The 17,887-nt window shown below is 39.5% G+C and carries 14 protein-coding genes; 6 read left to right on the top strand and 8 right to left on the bottom strand.

The window, feature by feature from the left end:
* The first annotated feature begins 52 nt into the window (after window positions 1–52).
* From ACKWBX_RS14705 to ACKWBX_RS14685, 5 genes are all read left to right on the top strand, one after another.
* A complete protein-coding gene (locus ACKWBX_RS14705; protein WP_413969477.1) occupies window positions 53–2,380 on the top strand; it encodes an ATP-dependent helicase in 2,328 nt (775 codons plus the stop codon).
* Between the two features lie 71 nt (window positions 2,381–2,451).
* The gene (locus ACKWBX_RS14700; protein WP_413969476.1) at window positions 2,452–2,817 is read left to right on the top strand and encodes a hypothetical protein; all 366 of its coding nucleotides are present in this window, start codon (window positions 2,452–2,454) and stop codon (window positions 2,815–2,817) included.
* 209 nt (window positions 2,818–3,026) lie between these two features.
* Window positions 3,027–3,326, top strand: coding sequence for a hypothetical protein (locus ACKWBX_RS14695; protein WP_413969475.1), 300 nt, complete (start codon window positions 3,027–3,029; stop codon window positions 3,324–3,326).
* Between the two features lie 182 nt (window positions 3,327–3,508).
* Window positions 3,509–4,117, top strand: coding sequence for a zinc-ribbon domain-containing protein (locus tag ACKWBX_RS14690; protein WP_413969474.1), 609 nt, complete (start codon window positions 3,509–3,511; stop codon window positions 4,115–4,117).
* A gap of 101 nt (window positions 4,118–4,218) precedes the next feature.
* Window positions 4,219–4,839, top strand: coding sequence for an L-threonylcarbamoyladenylate synthase (locus ACKWBX_RS14685; protein ID WP_413969473.1), 621 nt, complete (start codon window positions 4,219–4,221; stop codon window positions 4,837–4,839).
* A 112-nt stretch (window positions 4,840–4,951) separates the two neighbouring features.
* On the opposite strand, the gene ACKWBX_RS14680 is transcribed toward ACKWBX_RS14685, so the two are convergent.
* The 3 genes from ACKWBX_RS14680 to ACKWBX_RS14670 all read right to left on the bottom strand — a co-directional run bounded on the left by ACKWBX_RS14680 (window position 4,952) and on the right by ACKWBX_RS14670 (window position 7,367).
* Window positions 4,952–5,809 carry an OmpA/MotB family protein gene (locus ACKWBX_RS14680; protein WP_413969472.1) on the bottom strand — a complete coding sequence of 286 codons (858 nt, stop codon included), beginning with the start codon at window positions 5,807–5,809 and terminating at the stop codon, window positions 4,952–4,954.
* 97 nt (window positions 5,810–5,906) lie between these two features.
* Entirely contained in the window at window positions 5,907–6,908 is a 1,002-nt protein-coding gene (locus tag ACKWBX_RS14675; protein ID WP_413969471.1) for a glycosyltransferase family 2 protein, read from the bottom strand.
* Between the two features lie 12 nt (window positions 6,909–6,920).
* A complete protein-coding gene (locus ACKWBX_RS14670) occupies window positions 6,921–7,367 on the bottom strand; it encodes a type I restriction enzyme HsdR N-terminal domain-containing protein (RefSeq protein ID WP_413969470.1) in 447 nt (148 codons plus the stop codon).
* Window positions 7,368–7,393: 26 nt separating this feature from the next.
* Here ACKWBX_RS14670 and holA point away from each other — a divergent pair, with 26 nt between their 5' ends.
* Window positions 7,394–8,395 carry a DNA polymerase III subunit delta gene (holA, locus tag ACKWBX_RS14665; RefSeq protein ID WP_413969469.1) on the top strand — a complete coding sequence of 334 codons (1,002 nt, stop codon included), beginning with the start codon at window positions 7,394–7,396 and terminating at the stop codon, window positions 8,393–8,395.
* On the opposite strand, the gene ACKWBX_RS14660 is transcribed toward holA, so the two are convergent.
* From ACKWBX_RS14660 to uvrA, 5 genes are all read right to left on the bottom strand, one after another.
* Window positions 8,396–8,773 carry a DoxX family protein gene (locus ACKWBX_RS14660; RefSeq protein ID WP_413969468.1) on the bottom strand — a complete coding sequence of 126 codons (378 nt, stop codon included), beginning with the start codon at window positions 8,771–8,773 and terminating at the stop codon, window positions 8,396–8,398.
* Window positions 8,774–8,891: 118 nt separating this feature from the next.
* Complete coding sequence (locus ACKWBX_RS14655; RefSeq protein WP_413969467.1) at window positions 8,892–11,303, bottom strand: alpha-ketoacid dehydrogenase subunit alpha/beta; 2,412 nt, start codon at window positions 11,301–11,303, stop codon at window positions 8,892–8,894.
* Window positions 11,304–11,458: 155 nt separating this feature from the next.
* Window positions 11,459–14,308: a gluzincin family metallopeptidase gene (locus ACKWBX_RS14650; RefSeq protein ID WP_413969466.1), complete on the bottom strand. Its 2,850-nt coding sequence runs from the start codon at window positions 14,306–14,308 to the stop codon at window positions 11,459–11,461.
* Window positions 14,309–14,316: 8 nt separating this feature from the next.
* On the bottom strand, window positions 14,317–15,003 hold the full coding sequence (locus ACKWBX_RS14645; protein ID WP_413969465.1) for an LOG family protein: 687 nt from the start codon (window positions 15,001–15,003) through the stop codon (window positions 14,317–14,319).
* Between the two features lie 9 nt (window positions 15,004–15,012).
* The gene (gene uvrA, locus ACKWBX_RS14640) at window positions 15,013–17,844 is read right to left on the bottom strand and encodes an excinuclease ABC subunit UvrA (RefSeq protein ID WP_413969464.1); all 2,832 of its coding nucleotides are present in this window, start codon (window positions 17,842–17,844) and stop codon (window positions 15,013–15,015) included.
* Window positions 17,845–17,887: the final 43 nt, after the last annotated feature.

The raw sequence follows: 17,887 nt of genomic DNA, 5'->3' as shown, positions 1-17,887 counted from the left end.
CTTTCGCCATAGGGCGATTATGGCTAAATTCACATCTTAAAAGGAAATTAGATTGAGTGCATTTATAGATGAATTGAACGATGCCCAAAAGGCACCCGTTTTGCATAAGGATGGCCCGTTAATGGTCATTGCCGGTGCAGGTTCCGGGAAGACCAGGGTACTTACGTATAGGATTGCTTATTTGATGGAGCAGGGGGTAGACTCCTTTAATATTTTGGCCCTGACCTTTACGAACAAGGCCGCACGTGAGATGAAAAAACGTATTGCGGACATTGTTGGTGCCTCCGAAGCAAAAAACTTATGGATGGGAACCTTCCATTCCGTTTTTGCCAAACTGTTGCGATTTGATGGGGACAAATTGGGCTACCCCAGCAATTTCACCATTTATGATACGCAGGATTCCCAGCGACTCATTACCTCAATTATCAAGGAAATGGGGCTGGATAAGGATATCTATAAATACAAACAGATACAGAATCGAATCTCTTCCTTTAAAAACAGTCTCATTACCGTAAAGGCCTATTTTAACAACCCGGAGTTGATGGAGGCCGACGCGATGGCAAAACGGCCACGGGTGGGGGATATCTATCAAAATTATGTAGACCGTTGTTTTAAGGCCGGGGCTATGGATTTTGATGACCTCTTGCTGCGTACAAACGAATTGTTGACGCGTTTTCCGGATGTGTTGATGAAGTATCAGGACCGTTTTAGATATATTCTGGTAGATGAGTATCAAGATACCAACCACTCACAGTATCTGATTGTAAAGGCGTTGGCGGACCGTTTTCAGAATATTTGTGTAGTGGGGGACGATGCGCAGAGTATTTACTCTTTCCGCGGGGCGAACATTAGTAATATTCTCAATTTTCAGCGGGATTATGATAATGTGGGCATGTACCGCTTGGAGCAAAATTATAGGTCCACAAAGAATATCGTTAATGCCGCAAACTCCATCATCGCCAAAAACAAAAATCAACTTGAAAAAGTGGTTTGGACGGCCAATGACGATGGGGGACGGATAAAAATACACCGAAGCGTCACCGATGCTGAGGAAGGTCGCTATGTAGCCGGTTCCATTTGGGAGAATAGGATGCAGCAGCAAATGGGCAATGGGGATTTTGCGGTGTTGTACCGGACCAATTCCCAATCCAGGGCTATTGAAGATGCGCTACGAAAGCGTGATATTCCCTATCGTATTTATGGCGGACTTTCTTTCTATCAACGGAAGGAAATAAAGGATGTGCTTTCCTATTTGCGCTTGGTCATCAACCCAAAAGATGAGGAAGCCTTAAAACGGGTCATTAATTTCCCTGCCCGAGGTATTGGTCAAACGACCATTGATAAATTGATAGTGGCCGCCAACCATTATAATCGCTCCATTTTTGAAGTGATGGAGAATATCTCGAAAATCGATTTAAAAATAAACGCAGGTACCAAGCGTAAGTTGGAAGATTTTGTGACCATGATCAAAAGCTTTCAGGTCATGAACGAAGGCACCGATGCTTTTACGCTTGCGGAGCATATTTCCAAAAAAACGGGAATTCTGCTGGAATTTAAAAAGGATGGTACGCCAGAGGGCATTGGCCGAATGGAAAATATTGAGGAATTGCTCAACGGTATCAAGGATTTTGTAGAGGGACAAAAAGAAATTGCCGATGCTACGGGAGCACTCAGCGAATTTTTGGAAGACGTAGCCTTAGCAACCGATTTGGACAAAGATACGGGTGATGATGACCGCGTAGCCCTGATGACCATACACTTGGCCAAGGGATTGGAGTTTCCCTATGTGTATATTGTGGGGATGGAGGAAGATTTGTTCCCCTCTGCGATGAGCATGAACACCCGTAGCGAATTGGAAGAAGAACGCCGTTTGTTCTATGTAGCCCTGACCCGTGCCGAAAAACAGGCCTTTCTTACCTATACACAAAACCGCTATCGCTGGGGTAAATTGATAGACGCGGAACCCAGTCGCTTTTTGGAGGAAATCGATGAACAATATGTGGAAAACCTGACGCCGGTTGATGGCGGATACCGCTATAAATCGCTCATTGATGTGGATATTTTTGGAGATGTGGACAAAAGCAAACTGCGGCAAACCAAACCGGTTAGCGGAGTAGCGCCCACCACGCGAAAACCCAATGAAAACCAATTAAAAAAATTGCGTAAAATTAAACCGCAATTGGGCGTTCCTGTTGGGAATACGAATACGATTGACCCTAATCTAGAAGAAGGCTCCGTGGTGAATCATACCCGTTTTGGTCGCGGTCGTGTACTGAAATTGGAAGGGGTAGGAAACGATAAAAAAGCTGAAATACAATTTGATAAAGGCGATATTAAAAAGCTCTTGCTGCGTTTTGCAAAATTGGAGGTAATTTCTTGAGTTGTGATTAAAAATATATACTTAATAATTTGCTTAGAAAATTGCTTTATGTAATATAAACCAAATCCTTCATGACTGACAAAAAAATCTACCGATACACTAATGTCGAACTTTTGGACTTGATAAAAAATGAACAAAATAGAACGCTGGTGGAAAGGGCAAAATTAGAATTGGAAAAGCGGAACTTGACACAAGAAGAACTTAAGGTTGAAGAATTGGAATATTTAAAATATTCTAAATTTAAATCTAAACGAAAGGATGAGTCATTAAACCGAGACGAATGGATTTCTTTTTTCTTTCTACCTTTTTTCACACCAAATCCTAGCTGGAGAAAAGATCACTTTACTGAATCGGAGTTTCAGCGATTTGAAAAATATGGATTTGACAAAAAGGCAAAGCAAGCTTCCGAAGTTAAAATGTTAGGATTTTTATTTTAGTTCGTTATAATACTGATAGTATTTATAGTTGTACGATATTTAAATCTGTAAAAAAATACTGCATACGATAGGGACTATAATTCATTGCGACATTATTGTTAACTTAAGTTTAGTGACGAACAAAACACTGGATTTCATAAAGACAATCTCAGTTGGAAATTATCTAACACGAAATCATATCTGAGACTGTTAAGTGTAATAAAAATTAAATGGGATTTAAAGTACCAAAAGATACCTCTCCAATGGAGCGCGAATTAATATATCTCCTCACTGACCTTTGTGTGAAGTGGGGTTTTTGTATTTCTACTGATAATTTTGAGCAGATTTCGAAAAAGGACTACTATAACGATAATGACTTTGCAATGGATGTAGTCGAGTCTGAAGGTATGGATGGTTATTCAAGTTGGATAAACCGAATATCGGAAAAGTTTAGAGAAAGGTTCGGGACATACCAAATTGATTCTTCGACATTTGTAGATAGGGTGAGAGATATAAAAGAAACTTGGTAAATAAAGCAAACTAACGTTAATTAACCAATTTCCAGTAACCTAAAATCCCTGTTTTCGGGGAATACTTTTATAGGTTTTCGCAATTTCTTTGTAGTCATATTGTAATGTTCAATTTTAAAACGAATTGAAATACGTTTACAATACCCAACCTATTTCTTTCGTTTTGTTTAAAACCGATTATTATGATTGTATACGGAACCCGATCCACCCATTTAAAATCCGCCTCCTTGCCCAACGTACGTTGTACGAATTGCGAATCGCAACATAAAATGACAGTAAGTGTTTATGGCCGTCACGTGCACATCTTTTGGATTCCCTTATTCCCAGTTGGTAAAACCGCTATTTTTGAGTGTCAGCATTGCCACAAAGGATTCAAAAAGAGTGAATTGGGCAACGACGCGCAGCTGGCTTACAGTAATTTTAAAGGCAGTGTAAAAACACCGATATGGAAGTTTTCCGGTCTGGCCATCATAGCCCTGCTTATCGTGTTTGCGGGATATTCAAATAAAAAAGACAAAGAACGCATCGCTACTTTGGTAGAACAACCGGCCATGTATGACGTGTACACGTTCAGAACAAAACAGAATTATTATTCCACCTTCAAGATTTTGGAGGTTTTTAAGGACAGTATCTATGTGAACTACAATAAGTACGAAACCAATAAATTGAGTGACGTCAAGAATATTGACATCAAAGCCAATTATGATAACAGCATGTATTACGTACTGACGACAAACGATATGGAGACGCTCAGTACTTCAGGAGATTTGAAAGACATTAAAAGAGATTGATAGGTGCTTTTCTTAGTCAGGGTTTATAGTTTTATAGAGTTCATATTATCCGCAAAGTCTTAACTATGAAAACCAAATTGTTCGTACTTTAGGTATGGACAATGGCAGAATTCATTAAAATATACGAAGAGAACCCCAATCCCAAAGAAATCAAGAGGGTTGTGGATACGCTCCGAAAAGGGGGACTGGTCATCTATCCGACCGATACCGTTTACGGTTTGGGTTGCGATATCATGAATACCCGGGCCTTGGAAAAGATAGCGAGAATAAAAGGGATTAAGCTGGCCAAGGCCAATTGGTCCTTTATTTGTGCGGATTTAAGCAATCTTTCCGATTATGCCAGACAGATAGATACACCTACCTTCAAAATTTTAAAAAGAGCATTACCGGGCCCATATACCTTTATTCTCAATGGAAACAATAATTTGCCCACAGTATTTAAAAAGAAGAAGACCGTTGGTATTCGCGTTCCCAATAATTCCATAACCAAGGCCCTAGTAGAGGAATTGGGAAATCCTATTGTTTCAACTTCCATACGTGATGATGATGATGTTTTGGAATACACCACAGATCCCGAACTGATCTATGAAAAATGGGAAAACTTGGTAGATATTGTTGTTGATGGCGGGTATGGAGGCAACATGGCTTCCACGATAGTTGATTTATCGACCGGTTACCCAGAAATTATCAGGGAAGGGAAGGGGAATTTGGATATTATTTAATATTTCACAAACGGGTTTTCGAACCCATTTATCTTAGATTGATACCAAAAAAAGAGTGCTTGATTTTTCAAGCACTCTTTCCAATACAATCAAAGACTTTTAGTCTTAACTATTATTTGTTATTTATTGCAGGGTCTTTCATCCCTTCTTCGATCATGCTATAGAACTGATCAATTTTTGGAAGCACTACAATACGGGTTCTTCTGTTTTTAGATTTTTCAGTAGAAGATACCGGTACATATTCAGATCTACCGGCAGCGGTCATACGTTTTGGGTCTACGTTAAAATCGTTCTGTAAAATTCTAACAACAGCCGTGGCACGTTTAACACTCAAATCCCAGTTGTCCAATAAGGTACCGTTTCCTTTGTAAGGTACGTCATCTGTATGACCTTCAACCATAAATTCGAAATCTGGCTTGTTATTGACTACTTTGGCTACTTTTCCAAGTACATCTTTCGCTCTTTTAGATATTCTGTAGCTACCACTACTGAACAAAAGCTTATCTGAAATAGAGACAAAAACAACACCTTTTTCAACGCTGATTTCAATATCCTCATCATCCAAATTGCCCAACACGCCTTTTAAGCTCTGTACCAAGGAAAGATTAACGGAATCTCTTCTGGTGATGGCATCGTTCAACTTACGAATGGTCAAATCTTTTTCCTGTAGGCTCTCCAAAGACTTTTCAAGGTTTTCCGCACCTTTGGTCGTTAAGGTCGTTAAATTGCCCATGTTGTTGATAAGCTCTTGATTGTTGGCCTTTAAGAACGCATTCTGGTCCTCCAAAGTTTGAAGCCTGGCAGAAGCTGTGGCTTTTTCATCCAAACAGTCGTTTAATTTTACGGTGGCGGAGTTAAGTAAATCCTGCGTCTCTTTTTGTTTTGCCTCAAGATCCGCATATTTCTTGTTCGAAACACAAGAAGATAATAAAAGCGTTGCTCCTAGACATCCTAAAATGATTTTCTTCATAATTGTTAACTATATTAATGTTTGTTATTTAAAATGTTTTCGTAATTAAGCGACTTCAAAATTATATATTTTGAAATTCGATGGTTGCTCTTCTTAGTTAATCTTTTACTAAAATGTTAAAATTCTTTATCCCATTTACGAAGTACGACCACACAATGGACTTTGCAGTGTAGTATTTTAATAAAAATTTAGTCTTTTCACGTTTCTTGTACATCTTGGGGAATTGCCTATAAAAACTGAGATGAGCCCTAAGAATGGCAAAACAATGCTTAAATCGAAATTGAAATATAAATCGCAATGCAGCAATCCCGTCGAGTACCAAACGGACAAAAATAATTGCGAACGCTTTTTTGAACGGTAGGTTTTTAGTGATGGAAAACAGTGAATTCCTAAAATTCAAATAGGTCTTTTTGGGATTCATGTTGCTTAGCGTGGAACCTCCTAAATGATATACTTTGGAGGTGCCGTTGTAATATACTTTATACCCATGGTTTTTGGCCCTCCAACAAAAATCCACTTCTTCTTGGTGCGCAAAATAATCGGCATCAAAACCATTTAGTTCTTTAAAGGCAGTACTTCTAACGAACATACAGGCGCCAGTGGCCCAAAATATTTCGGTAATATCATTATACTGCCCGTTATCCCTTTCCAAAGATTGAAAAATTCTTCCCCTGCAAAATGGGTAGCCGAATTGGTCTATAAAACCACCGGCCGCCCCGGCATATTCAAAATGGTCTTTTTTTAACAGGTCCAATATTTTGGGCTGTACAATGGCTACTTCGGGATTTTCTTGAAAAAGAGCCTCAATGGGAACCAACCAATTTTCGGTCACCTCTACATCAGAGTTTAAAAGACAAAAGACATCGGCATCTACATATTCCAAAGCATCATTGTACCCTTTTGCAAAACCACCGTTAGCGATATTTTGGATAATCTTTACCTGCGGATAGTTTTTTTTGAGAAATAGCACAGATTCATCGGTAGAGGCGTTATCGGCCACATAAATATCGGCTGTGGAAGAATATTTCAATACGGAAGGGAGAAAGCGTTCCAAAAGAATCTCTCCATTCCAATTCAATATGACTACGGCTATTCTCAAAACGTTGGCAAATTAACGGCTAAAATCAGGAATATCCCTTAAGAAATGATATTTTTTAGATTCCTGCGATATTTGACAATAATAGTGTTGCAAACCATTGGTAACCATAAGAAAAGTTGCGTTCACGTCCAGATTATAGCGGGCAATCTGATCAAAGACATTTTGGGTTATTTTTATACTGGGTGCCTTACATTCTACCAGTATGGCAATGCTTCCATCAGGATTAAAAACAACCATATCGTATCTTTTTTTGAGTCCGTTTATTTCAATTTGTTTTTCGACATTAATAATACTCTTTGGATATTTTTTGTTCTGAACAAGATAGTGTAACACATGTTGCCGTACCCATTCTTCAGGAGTTAGTACCACAAATTTTTTCCTTATTTCATCAAAAATGAGGGTTTTATTTTGACTATTTTTGAGCCGGAAGCTATAGTTGGGAAAGCTTAGCGCTATCATAACACAAATTTGATGATTTTTTCCGAATGGATGAAGCAATACAGATAGTTAACGATATTAGGAAAGGAATCATAAGGCCTATTTATTTCCTTTTTGGGGAAGAGCCCTATTACATTGATAAGATATCGGATTTTATTACCAACGAAGTACTCACTGAGGAAGAAAAGGGATTCAATCAAATGGTTTTGTATGGTAAGGATGTCTCCATTGATGATTTGGTGAGCAACGCCAAACGATACCCTATGATGTCCGAGAGGCAAGTGGTCATTGTTAAGGAAGCGCAGCATTTATCCCGAACTATCGAGAACTTGTCCGGTTATGCCGAAAATCCGCAAGAGACTACGGTCCTTGTGCTGTGTTACAAGTATAAAAAACTTGATAAGCGTAAAAAACTCTATAAAATCATCCAGAAAAACGGGGTGATTTTTGAAAGCAAGAAGTTATATGAGAACCAAGTTTCGGAATGGTTGCGGAAAAACCTCCTTTCTAGCGGATATTCCATATCCCACAAAGCGGCCATATTGCTCGTGGAATATCTGGGAACGGACCTGAGCCGCATCAATAATGAACTGGAAAAGCTAAAGCTGGTGTTGCCAAAACAAACTGAAATTACGCCCAAGCATATTGAAGAACATATCGGCATCAGTAAGGATTACAATAATTTTGAACTGAAGAAAGCTATTGGGGAACGTAATGTAGTGAAGGCAACAAAAATCATTACTTATTTCGCCCAAAACCCAAAAGACAATCCGTTTGTATTGACCGTTACGTTGTTACATTCCTTTTTTAGTCAACTATTACAATATCACGGATTAAAGGACCATTCTCCAAAGAGTGTGGCCAGTGCCCTTCGGATAAACCCATATTTTGTGAGCGAGTTTCAGACCGCGGCAAGAAATTATCCTATGAAAAGAGTGAGTAAAATTATTTCTTCACTTCGTGAAATGGATTTAAAAGGAAAAGGGGTAGGGGCAAACAGTCAAACCCAATCCGACCTCCTAAAGGAGCTGTTAGTAAAAATTATCTGATCACTTTCGGTCAATACTGAATTTTCCGGGTCCCATTAAAGCTATCGCAATAAAAGCGACCAAATAGAGCAGTGCCATTTCTTTTTTACCGAACGGATCGGGACCATGAACGATAAACGCTGCAACCAACATGGTAATCGCCGTGGGGATAGCGGCCAAACGAGTCTTTAATCCAATGATAATCAAAATAGGACATAAAAATTCACCAATAACGGTTAAAAAAAGAGATGGTGCCTGTCCAATGCCTATGGGGTTGCCAAACTCAAAATTCCCGGAAAGCAGTTGCTGGAATTTAGGAAGTCCGTGGGTAAGCATCATTGCAGAAAATGCTATTCTAAAAAATGCTAAACCAAAATCTTTTAAGAGGGAAGTTTTCATTGCCAGTGTTCATTAATTGACTTAAAAATATTGATTTTTTCTGGTTTTGTTTAATTTTTGATAAAACAAAGTAAGTTACCGAAGCAAAATGTGTATCCTCTTAAACAAAAATTGTCAACTATCTTAATTTGGGATAATCTTCCGGGTCTGACTCGTGGATAATGGCGTATGCTTTTTCAAAAATGTCCTCGGCATTGGGTTTGGAAAAATAGTCGCCATCCGTCCCATATGCAGGTCTGTGCGCTTTGGCGGTCAAGGTTTGTGGAGCACTGTCCAAATATTGATAACCTCCCTGTTTCTCCAATATTTCTGTAAGTAAATACGCGGAACAACCCCCGGGAACATCTTCATCGACTACTAAAATCCTATTTGTTTTCTGGAGACTTTTCACGGTATCGTGTTGAATATCAAACGGTAAAAGTGTTTGTGCGTCTATTACTTCTGCATTTATGCCAACTTCTAAAAGTTCTTTGGCAGCCTGTTCTACAATTCGGAGCGTAGAGCCATAGGATAAAATAGTAATATCTATTCCTTCCTTAACGGTTTCCACTACCCCTATAGGCGTACAAAACTCTCCCAAATTGGTAGGTTTTGGTTCTTTTAAACGATAACCGTTCAAGCTTTCTATGACCAAGGCGGGTTCATCACCCTTTAGGAGCGTATTATAAAATCCTGCAGCCTGTGTCATATTTCTTGGCGCCAAGATGTACATTCCGCGTAATAAGTGAATGAGTCCTCCCATTTCCGAGCCTGAATGCCAAATACCCTCAAGGCGATGGCCACGGGTTCTGACAATCAAGGGTGCTTTTTGTTTTCCCGCTGTTCTGTAATGCAGTGTAGCCAAATCATCGGTCAACGTAGACATAGCATAAAAAATATAGTCCAAGTATTGAATCTCGGCGATAGGGCGGAGCCCTCTCATAGCCATTCCCATTCCTTGGCCTATTATTGTAGTTTCGCGTATTCCCGTATCTGCAATACGGAGTTCCCCATATTTTTCCTGAAGCCCTTCCAAGCCCTGATTTACATCGCCAATGGCACCTGTGTCCTCGCCAAAAACCAGTGCGTTAGGATATTTATCAAAAAGTTGGTCAAAATTGTCCCTCAAGATTATTCTCCCATCTACAAACTCTGGGTCTTTTGAATATTTTGGGGCAACGGCACCTATGTTGGTTGCTTTATTGGGCTGTTCGCTATAAAGATGGCTACTGAATTTTGATTGTGATGCTCCTAAAAATGTAGTGGTCCAATGAACGAGCGCATCTTTTTCATTAGAACCTTCCCCAATTAAATAGCGAAGCGATTTTCTGGAAGCAACGGCCAAATCCTTTTTCAAGGGCTCCTCAACCGCTATTAAATCATTTTTGATCTTGGTGAGAAAATTTTTATTCGGGCTTTTCGGAGCTACTTTTTCCAATAATTGAACCAAAGTTCTTTTTGCTATAATATGCTCTTCCAAAAATTCTGCCCAAGCCTCTTTTTTAGCTTCCCTGACCGTTCTTTTTATTTTTTTCTCAAGTGCATCCAACTCATCATCATTCGCAATACCCGATTCTAAGATCCATTCCCTAAATCGTTTATTACAGTCATTGTCACGTTCCCATGCCAAACGCTCATCGTCTTTATAGCGTTCGTGGGAACCGGATGTGGAGTGGCCTTGCGGTTGTGTAAGTTCCTTAACGTGAATTACAACGGGCACATGGTCCTGTCTGGCGATGTCCGATGCATTTTCATAGGCATGCATCAATGCAGTGTAGTCCCAACCGTTGACCTTCAGTATTTCAAATCCCTTTTCCTTTTCGTTTCTTTGAAATCCCGATAAAATTTTAGAGATGTCCTCTTTGGTGGTATGGTGTTTGGCAGGCACGGAAATCCCATATTCATCATCCCAGATGCTCACTACCATGGGCACCTGTAAAACACCGGCGGCATTAATGGTTTCCCAAAACATTCCCTCACTGGTACTGGCGTTGCCAATGGTACCCCAGGCAACTTCATTGCCTTCAATGGAAAATTTGGCACTGTCCAGACCGTCCAAACTCCTATAAATCTTTGATGCCTGTGCCAATCCCAATAATCGCGGCATTTGGCCAGCGGTACATGAAACGTCAGCACTAGTGTTCTTTTGCTTTGTCAAGTCCTTCCAGGTACCATCCGCATTTAAACTATAGGTTAAAAAATGACCTCCCATCTGCCTTCCGGCACTCATAGGCTCTTTTTCAATATCCGCAGTGGCATAAAGCCCATGAAAAAAATCTTTGGGCCGTAAGAGGCCCAGCGCCATCATAAAGGTTTGATCTCTGTAATAACCGCTTCTAAAATCCCCATTTTTGAAAGCTCTGGCCATGGCCAATTGCGGTAGTTCCTTACCGTCTCCAAAAATTCCGAATTTTGCCTTACCGGTAAGTACCTCTTTTCTTCCCAACAAGCTACAGGTTCTACTTTGAAAAGCAATTTCATAATCACTTATGATTTGCACTTTAAAATCTTCAAAAGAAATATCACTGCTCGTTTTGGAAGATACTTTCATTTATGCTGGAATTTCTGCAAAAATACTTAAACAAATGGGTTTTAGCAATAGTAAAATGTCTTAAAAAAATAAATATTTGTTAAGGATATTGATGATTAATTATTGAATTTGTATAAATTCAACTTATTTTAATCTTCTTTTTAAGAATATAACAATTAAAACCATCTTCTCGTAAACAGACCCGTTATTGTTTTGATATCCACGGTCACTATAAAGCGAATTTTTTCCCCGTAATCAGGTTGTGCGATTTCCCAGCCGTTATTTGAATACAATGGAAAGTACAGTTCAAAATAGTCGGTCACTAGATTCAGGCGAACCCCCGAATCGTAAACAAATTTTGCATCTAACCCTCTATTTTTTACGAGTCCCAGATCGCCATAAAGCTCAATCCATCGCCACAGGTTAAAACTTGCATTGGTAGTGGCCAACCAATCGTTTGAGAAGCGGTAGCGTTGGTCCAAAAAAGATTTAAACCCACCTTCCGCTATGATAATTTGTTGACTGTAAATACCTGAATCTTCCGATCTGCCCAAATATCCGTAATCAAACAAATAATCCGTAGGTCTATCTAGTGCAAAACTGAAGAAATCGGAATCTGTTTTGTTGCTCAGAAACTTACCTGCAAAGAAACGCAGGTTCAATTGCCTGTTGTTTTCAAATAACTTTCGATATTCATATTCAAAGGAGAGCTTGCTAAAATTACCGGCCAATTGGAAATCCAAAAACCATGATTTATAATCTAGAATATCATTGTCCCTGTTGATATAGCGCGCATTGAAAACACGATAATCCGGATTGTCCGGGTCAAAAGAGTCGTTTAGGGAATTATCGGCAAAGTCCCTGAAAATATTGAGATATCTGAAGGAAAGAAATTCACGCTTGTTTGAAATTAAATCTGCAGGGCGAAAGCCAAAACTGATTGACGGTGTAACCGAGACCACTCTTGAGTTGACGTTAAAGTGCGATGTAGAGGCATTTATGGAATAATTGGCCACATAAAGTCCGCTTTTGCTCAAGTATTTACGGTAACTGAACTTACCATAGCCCACAAAGGCTTTTTCCCTAAAAGAGTAGGAGGGAGCAAAATCATAGACAAAGGGTCTTTCCAATAAAGTCTTATTGTAGAGCCTCATTCCAGGGGTCCATCCGTCATAAATATTAAAGTTGAGTACCGGAACATAAAATACTTGGTTGTAATAGGGATTTTCGGAATCCTTAAAAAAAGTAAAATGCAATTTCTTGTTACCAAAAATTGAGCCTTTTACCGATTTCCAATTATCCCTTTGATTGAACTCCGGGATTTTCTGGTCATAATTCAGCACCAATTTATCCTCTTTGTTATTTGGAATGGTGAAGGTTTTTAAACTATCAATATCCTTAAACCAATATTTGGAAATAACGGAATCATTTTTAAGCCCGAACATAGAAATGGGAACATTGGTACGCTCCTTATTTTTAATCAGGACTTTTAACGAATCATCGGTCTTTTCAATATCCTTTATTTTAAAATCTATCTTTCGGTCCGTAGAAACATATTCTTTAAAAAACCAGTCAATATCCTTATCCGTTGCTCTTTTAAGAATGGACTCAAAATCCAACACTTTGACTTTGTTCATTTGGTAATACTTGAAGAAGGTCTTGATACTTTCGTCCACCTTATCCTTTCCCACATAATTGGCCATATAGGCCAAACCAAGGCCTGCTTTATATTTATTTGCGATTTTCTGGTTGAATTTGAGCAAGGAATCATTAGGAGTGTCCAATGGTTGGTCCCTATTTGTACGGGCCATCAGATTATATAAAAACGGATATTGCTCATTGAATCCCATTTTAGCCAAGTGAAAACTACGCACTCCCCAAATGCGAGAGAGCTTTCCCAATAGTTTTTGATCCGGAAAGTACTGGTCCACATAGGCAATCATCAAGTAATTGGCAATGGCACTATTCAACCATTGTTCTTTTCTTGGGTCCAAAAACATCGTTTCCTTTAAGATTGCTGTAAGGGCCGTTTTTAGGAACTGCATTTCAAATTGAAATTGTTGCTCGTAAGGACGTATAAAGGAGGGGAGTTGGTTTAAGCCGTATAAAGGGTTTTTTTGATAATCCATTTGGCTCACTACCAATTTGGAATGTGGGAACTTCCCTAGATTTTCTTCTATAAATGCCGTGACCTTATTTATGGATATGCCTTGCTCAACAGGGCTGTATCTTGGCGGTGAAATATCAGTGACTACGGTCATTTGAGGGGTAATATGAGTGGTAAACCTTTTTTCGGTTTGGAGAATAAGTTCGGCACTTTTCCTTTTATCGGCCTGTAGCGTTACAAATTGCCCGTTTGGATAATACGTTTCATCGACCTTATCAAAATTGGTGGTTAAATATAAACTGTCCGGATATGAAAAATTGATGACCGTTTTGGTCATATTCGTGTAAAGGTCCTCTAAATCTTTATTCGAATACAAGTGCCATTTCCCATCATATACTGCCGGGGTAATATACCAATCCTTTAAATAATAACTACCGTCTTTGTTATAACCGTAAGCAGTAAATTTATTGGGAGGAAGTTTTACCGTGTAGGTTATAAAAATTTTTGTAGAAGTTTTTGGGGGCAAAGGTTTGTCCAACCTAACTTTTAAGATATCCTTTTCTTTTGTGTGTTCCCATTGCAGCCCTTGGTAATCATTGTCTACAACGCTAACAATTGTGGTATAACCCCGTTCGCTTTTTTTGGCCAGGTGCAGACTTCTTTTAAACTCTTGCGCAAAGCGTTTGGCCAAGGGGGTTTTTTTACTGGAATAGGAATTGGCCCAATCATTAAAATAAATAAGGCCCAAGGTATAGTTGGAATTATTGTAATAAACGAATTCCTGTTTTATGTCCAATTCCTTGGTATGTTCATTGAGGCGTACCTGTAGCTTTGTTTCGTACTGGGAAACTGTGGCTTGCGTCGTTAAAAGCAACAACAAAAGGAATAACGCTATTTTTTTCAGGGAAATCGTCTGCAAATCTTAACTTAAAAATTAGGACTCATGGTGTGTCCTTTGTAGAACGCATCAATAATTTCAACAACTTCCTGTGGGGAATCTACCAATTTGATAAGATCTAAATCCGAAGCACTGATTGTTTTGGCTTCCAACATCGTATTTTTTATCCAACTCAATAGACCGCTCCAATATTCCGTACCGACCAACACGATAGGGAATGTTCCTATTTTTTGGGTCTGGATCAAGGTAATGGCTTCAAAAAGTTCATCCAAGGTACCAAAGCCACCTGGCATGACTACGAATCCTTGGGAATACTTTACGAACATCACTTTTCTGACAAAAAAGTAATCAAAATCCAAACTTTTATCATCATCTATATAGGGGTTATCGTGCTGCTCAAAAGGTAGGTCTATATTCAAACCTACGGAAGTACCTCCCGCAAGATTTGCCCCTCGGTTCCCCGCTTCCATAATACCTGGTCCTCCGCCGGTAATGACTCCATAACCGGATTCTGCCAATTTTTTGGCAACATCAATCGCCAATTGATAGTACTTTTCATCCGGTTTGGTACGGGCCGAACCAAAGACAGAAACACAAGGTCCTATCTGGCTCATTCTTTCAAAACCGTTTACAAACTCGCCCATAATTTTAAAAATGGCCCATGAGTCATTGGTTTTAATCTCGTTCCATCCTTTGTGATGCTGTTCTTTTCTCATAAACTTATTTTATTCTAGTTCCTTCTTCAAAAAGGATGCCGTATAACTTTTTTTGTCCTTGCTCACCTGTTCCGGTGTTCCTTTGGCCACCAACTGCCCTCCGGAACGCCCTCCTTCATATCCAATATCGATAATATAATCCACCATTTTAATGACATCCATATTATGCTCTATTACAAGGACGGTGTTTCCTTTGTCTGCCAATTTGTTCAAAACTTCCATTAAAACACGAATATCTTCAAAATGAAGTCCAGTGGTAGGCTCATCTAAAATATAAAAGGTATTTCCCGTATCTCTTTTTGATAGTTCTGTTGCCAGTTTTATTCGTTGTGCTTCGCCACCGGATAAGGTTGTAGATTGCTGTCCCAAAGAAATATATCCCAGACCTACATCTTGAATGGTTTTTAATTTACGATGTATTTTAGGAATCAATTCAAAGAATTCAACCGCTTCGTTTATGGTCATTTCCAACACATCTGCAATAGATTTTCCTTTGTAGCGAATCTCCAAAGTTTCTCTATTGAAGCGTTTCCCGTTACAGGTCTCGCATTCTACATATACGTCTGGCAAGAAATTCATTTCTATGACGCGCAATCCACCCCCTTGGCAAGTTTCACATCTACCTCCCTTCACATTAAAACTGAATCTTCCAGGTTTGTAACCTCGTATGGATGCTTCCGGGGTTTTGGTGAACAACGACCGGATTTCACTGAATACCCCTGTGTACGTAGCCGGATTGGAGCGAGGTGTTCTACCGATAGGGGATTGATTAATATCTATGACCTTATCTATATGTTCCAGCCCTTTGATTTTCTTATAGGGCATAGGTTTTTTGACCCCATTGAAATAATGGGCGTTCATAATGGGATAGAGTGTCTCGTTGATCAGGGTCGATTTTCCACTTCCGGAAACACCGGTGACCCCTATCATTTTTCCCAACGGAAATTCTAAGGTGACATTTTTTAGGTTATTACCGGTGCATCCGGATAGGACGATGCTTTTCCCGTTTCCTTTTCTCCGCTTTTTGGGAACGGCAATTTCTTTGACGCCATTTATATAATCGGCCGTTAAAGTCCGAAAATTTTTGAGTTCCGAAGGGCTTCCTTCCGAAATAATATTTCCTCCGTGTTTACCGGCTTTAGGTCCAATGTCAATGACATGGTCTGCGCGTTCTATCATATCCTTATCGTGTTCCACCACAATGACCGAATTACCGATATCCCGCAAAGATTCAAGGGATTTGATCAATCGTGTATTGTCACGTTGGTGCAGACCAATACTGGGCTCGTCCAGGATATAGAGTACGCCTACCAACTGGGAACCGATTTGTGTGGCCAAGCGAATACGTTGTGCCTCTCCTCCGGACAAGGATTTAGAACTTCTGTTCAGCGAAAGGTAATCTAACCCAACATCTAAAAGAAATTTGATTCTAGTCCTAATTTCCTTTATGATTTCTTCCGCTATTTTCAGTTGATTTTCACCAAGCTGTTTTTCAAGCCCTTGAAAAAAATCGGATAGTTCGGCAATATCGAAATTGGCCAAGTCAGCAATATTCTTATCAGTTATTCTAAAATAGAGCGATTCCTTTTTGAGTCGAGCACCATTGCAGGTCGGACACTCGATTTTATCCATATAATCCTTAGCCCATCTTTTTATTGAAGTAGACTCCGCATCCTCATATTGACTTTTTATAAAGTTGGCAATGCCTTCATAATCAATTTTATAGCTTCGCTTTACACCTAATGCCTTAGAATCTACTTCAAAGCTTTCCTTTCCTCCATTTAACAGAATATCCATCGCTTCTTTTGGTATGGACGAGATGGCATCTGTAAGTTCAAAATTGAATCTTTGGGCTATGGTTTCTATCTGTTTGAAAGCCCAGGATTTTTTGTATTCCCCCAAAGGCGCAATTCCGCCTTTTTTGATAGATAGTTTTTTGTCCGGGAAAATTTTCTTTTCGTTTACTTCATACACATGGCCCAGACCATTGCAGTGGGAGCACATTCCTTTGGGAGAGTTGAACGAAAACGTATTGGGTTCAGGAGTGGGGTAAGAGATGCCCGTGGAAGGGCACATTAGGTCCCGGCTAAAATACCTGGGCTCGTCTGTACCTTCTTCCAAAACCATTAATACATTATTACCACTATACATAGCCGTATTGATAGTTTCGGCCAAGCGTTTGTGCAAATCTTCATTTTCAACCACTTTTAGGCGATCAATGACAATCTCAACGTCGTGGGTCTTATAGCGGTCCACTTTCATGCCTTTGACAATATCCTTTACTTCACCATCTACCCTGACCTTTACAAAACCCTGCTTTCCAATTTGCTCAAAGAGTTCCCTATAATGTCCTTTCCTGGATTTAATTACAGGAGCAAGTACGTTTATTTTTTTGTCCCGATAGGACTCGATGATCAAATCTTTAATCTGCTCATCGCTATAACTTACCATTTTTTCTCCCGTATTGTAGCTGTGCGCATCGCCTGCACGGGCAAAAAGGAGCCTAAGAAAATCATAAATTTCCGTAATAGTGCCCACAGTAGACCTAGGGGATTTTGAGGTGGTCTTTTGTTCAATGGCGATTACTGGGGAGAGGCCGTCGATTTTATCCACATCAGGTCTTTCCAACCCGCCTAAAAACTGACGTGCATACGCCGAAAATGTTTCAATATACCTGCGTTGCCCTTCGGCATAAATCGTATCAAAGGCCAAAGATGATTTCCCACTCCCTGAAAGGCCCGTAATAACGACCAATTTTCCCCTTGGAATGGTAACATCTATATTTTTGAGATTGTGAACACGGGCTCCTCTAACCTCTATATTTTCTTCGTAGTTGATCATGAATTCATAGCAAAGTTGCAAAAGTACAATTTTGGGGACTAAC

The sequence above is a fragment of the Maribacter algae genome (assembly GCF_047345745.1).
In the GTDB taxonomy this organism is placed as follows: Bacteria; Bacteroidota; Bacteroidia; order Flavobacteriales; family Flavobacteriaceae; genus Maribacter.
This window is presented reverse-complemented; position numbering and strand designations above follow the sequence as displayed.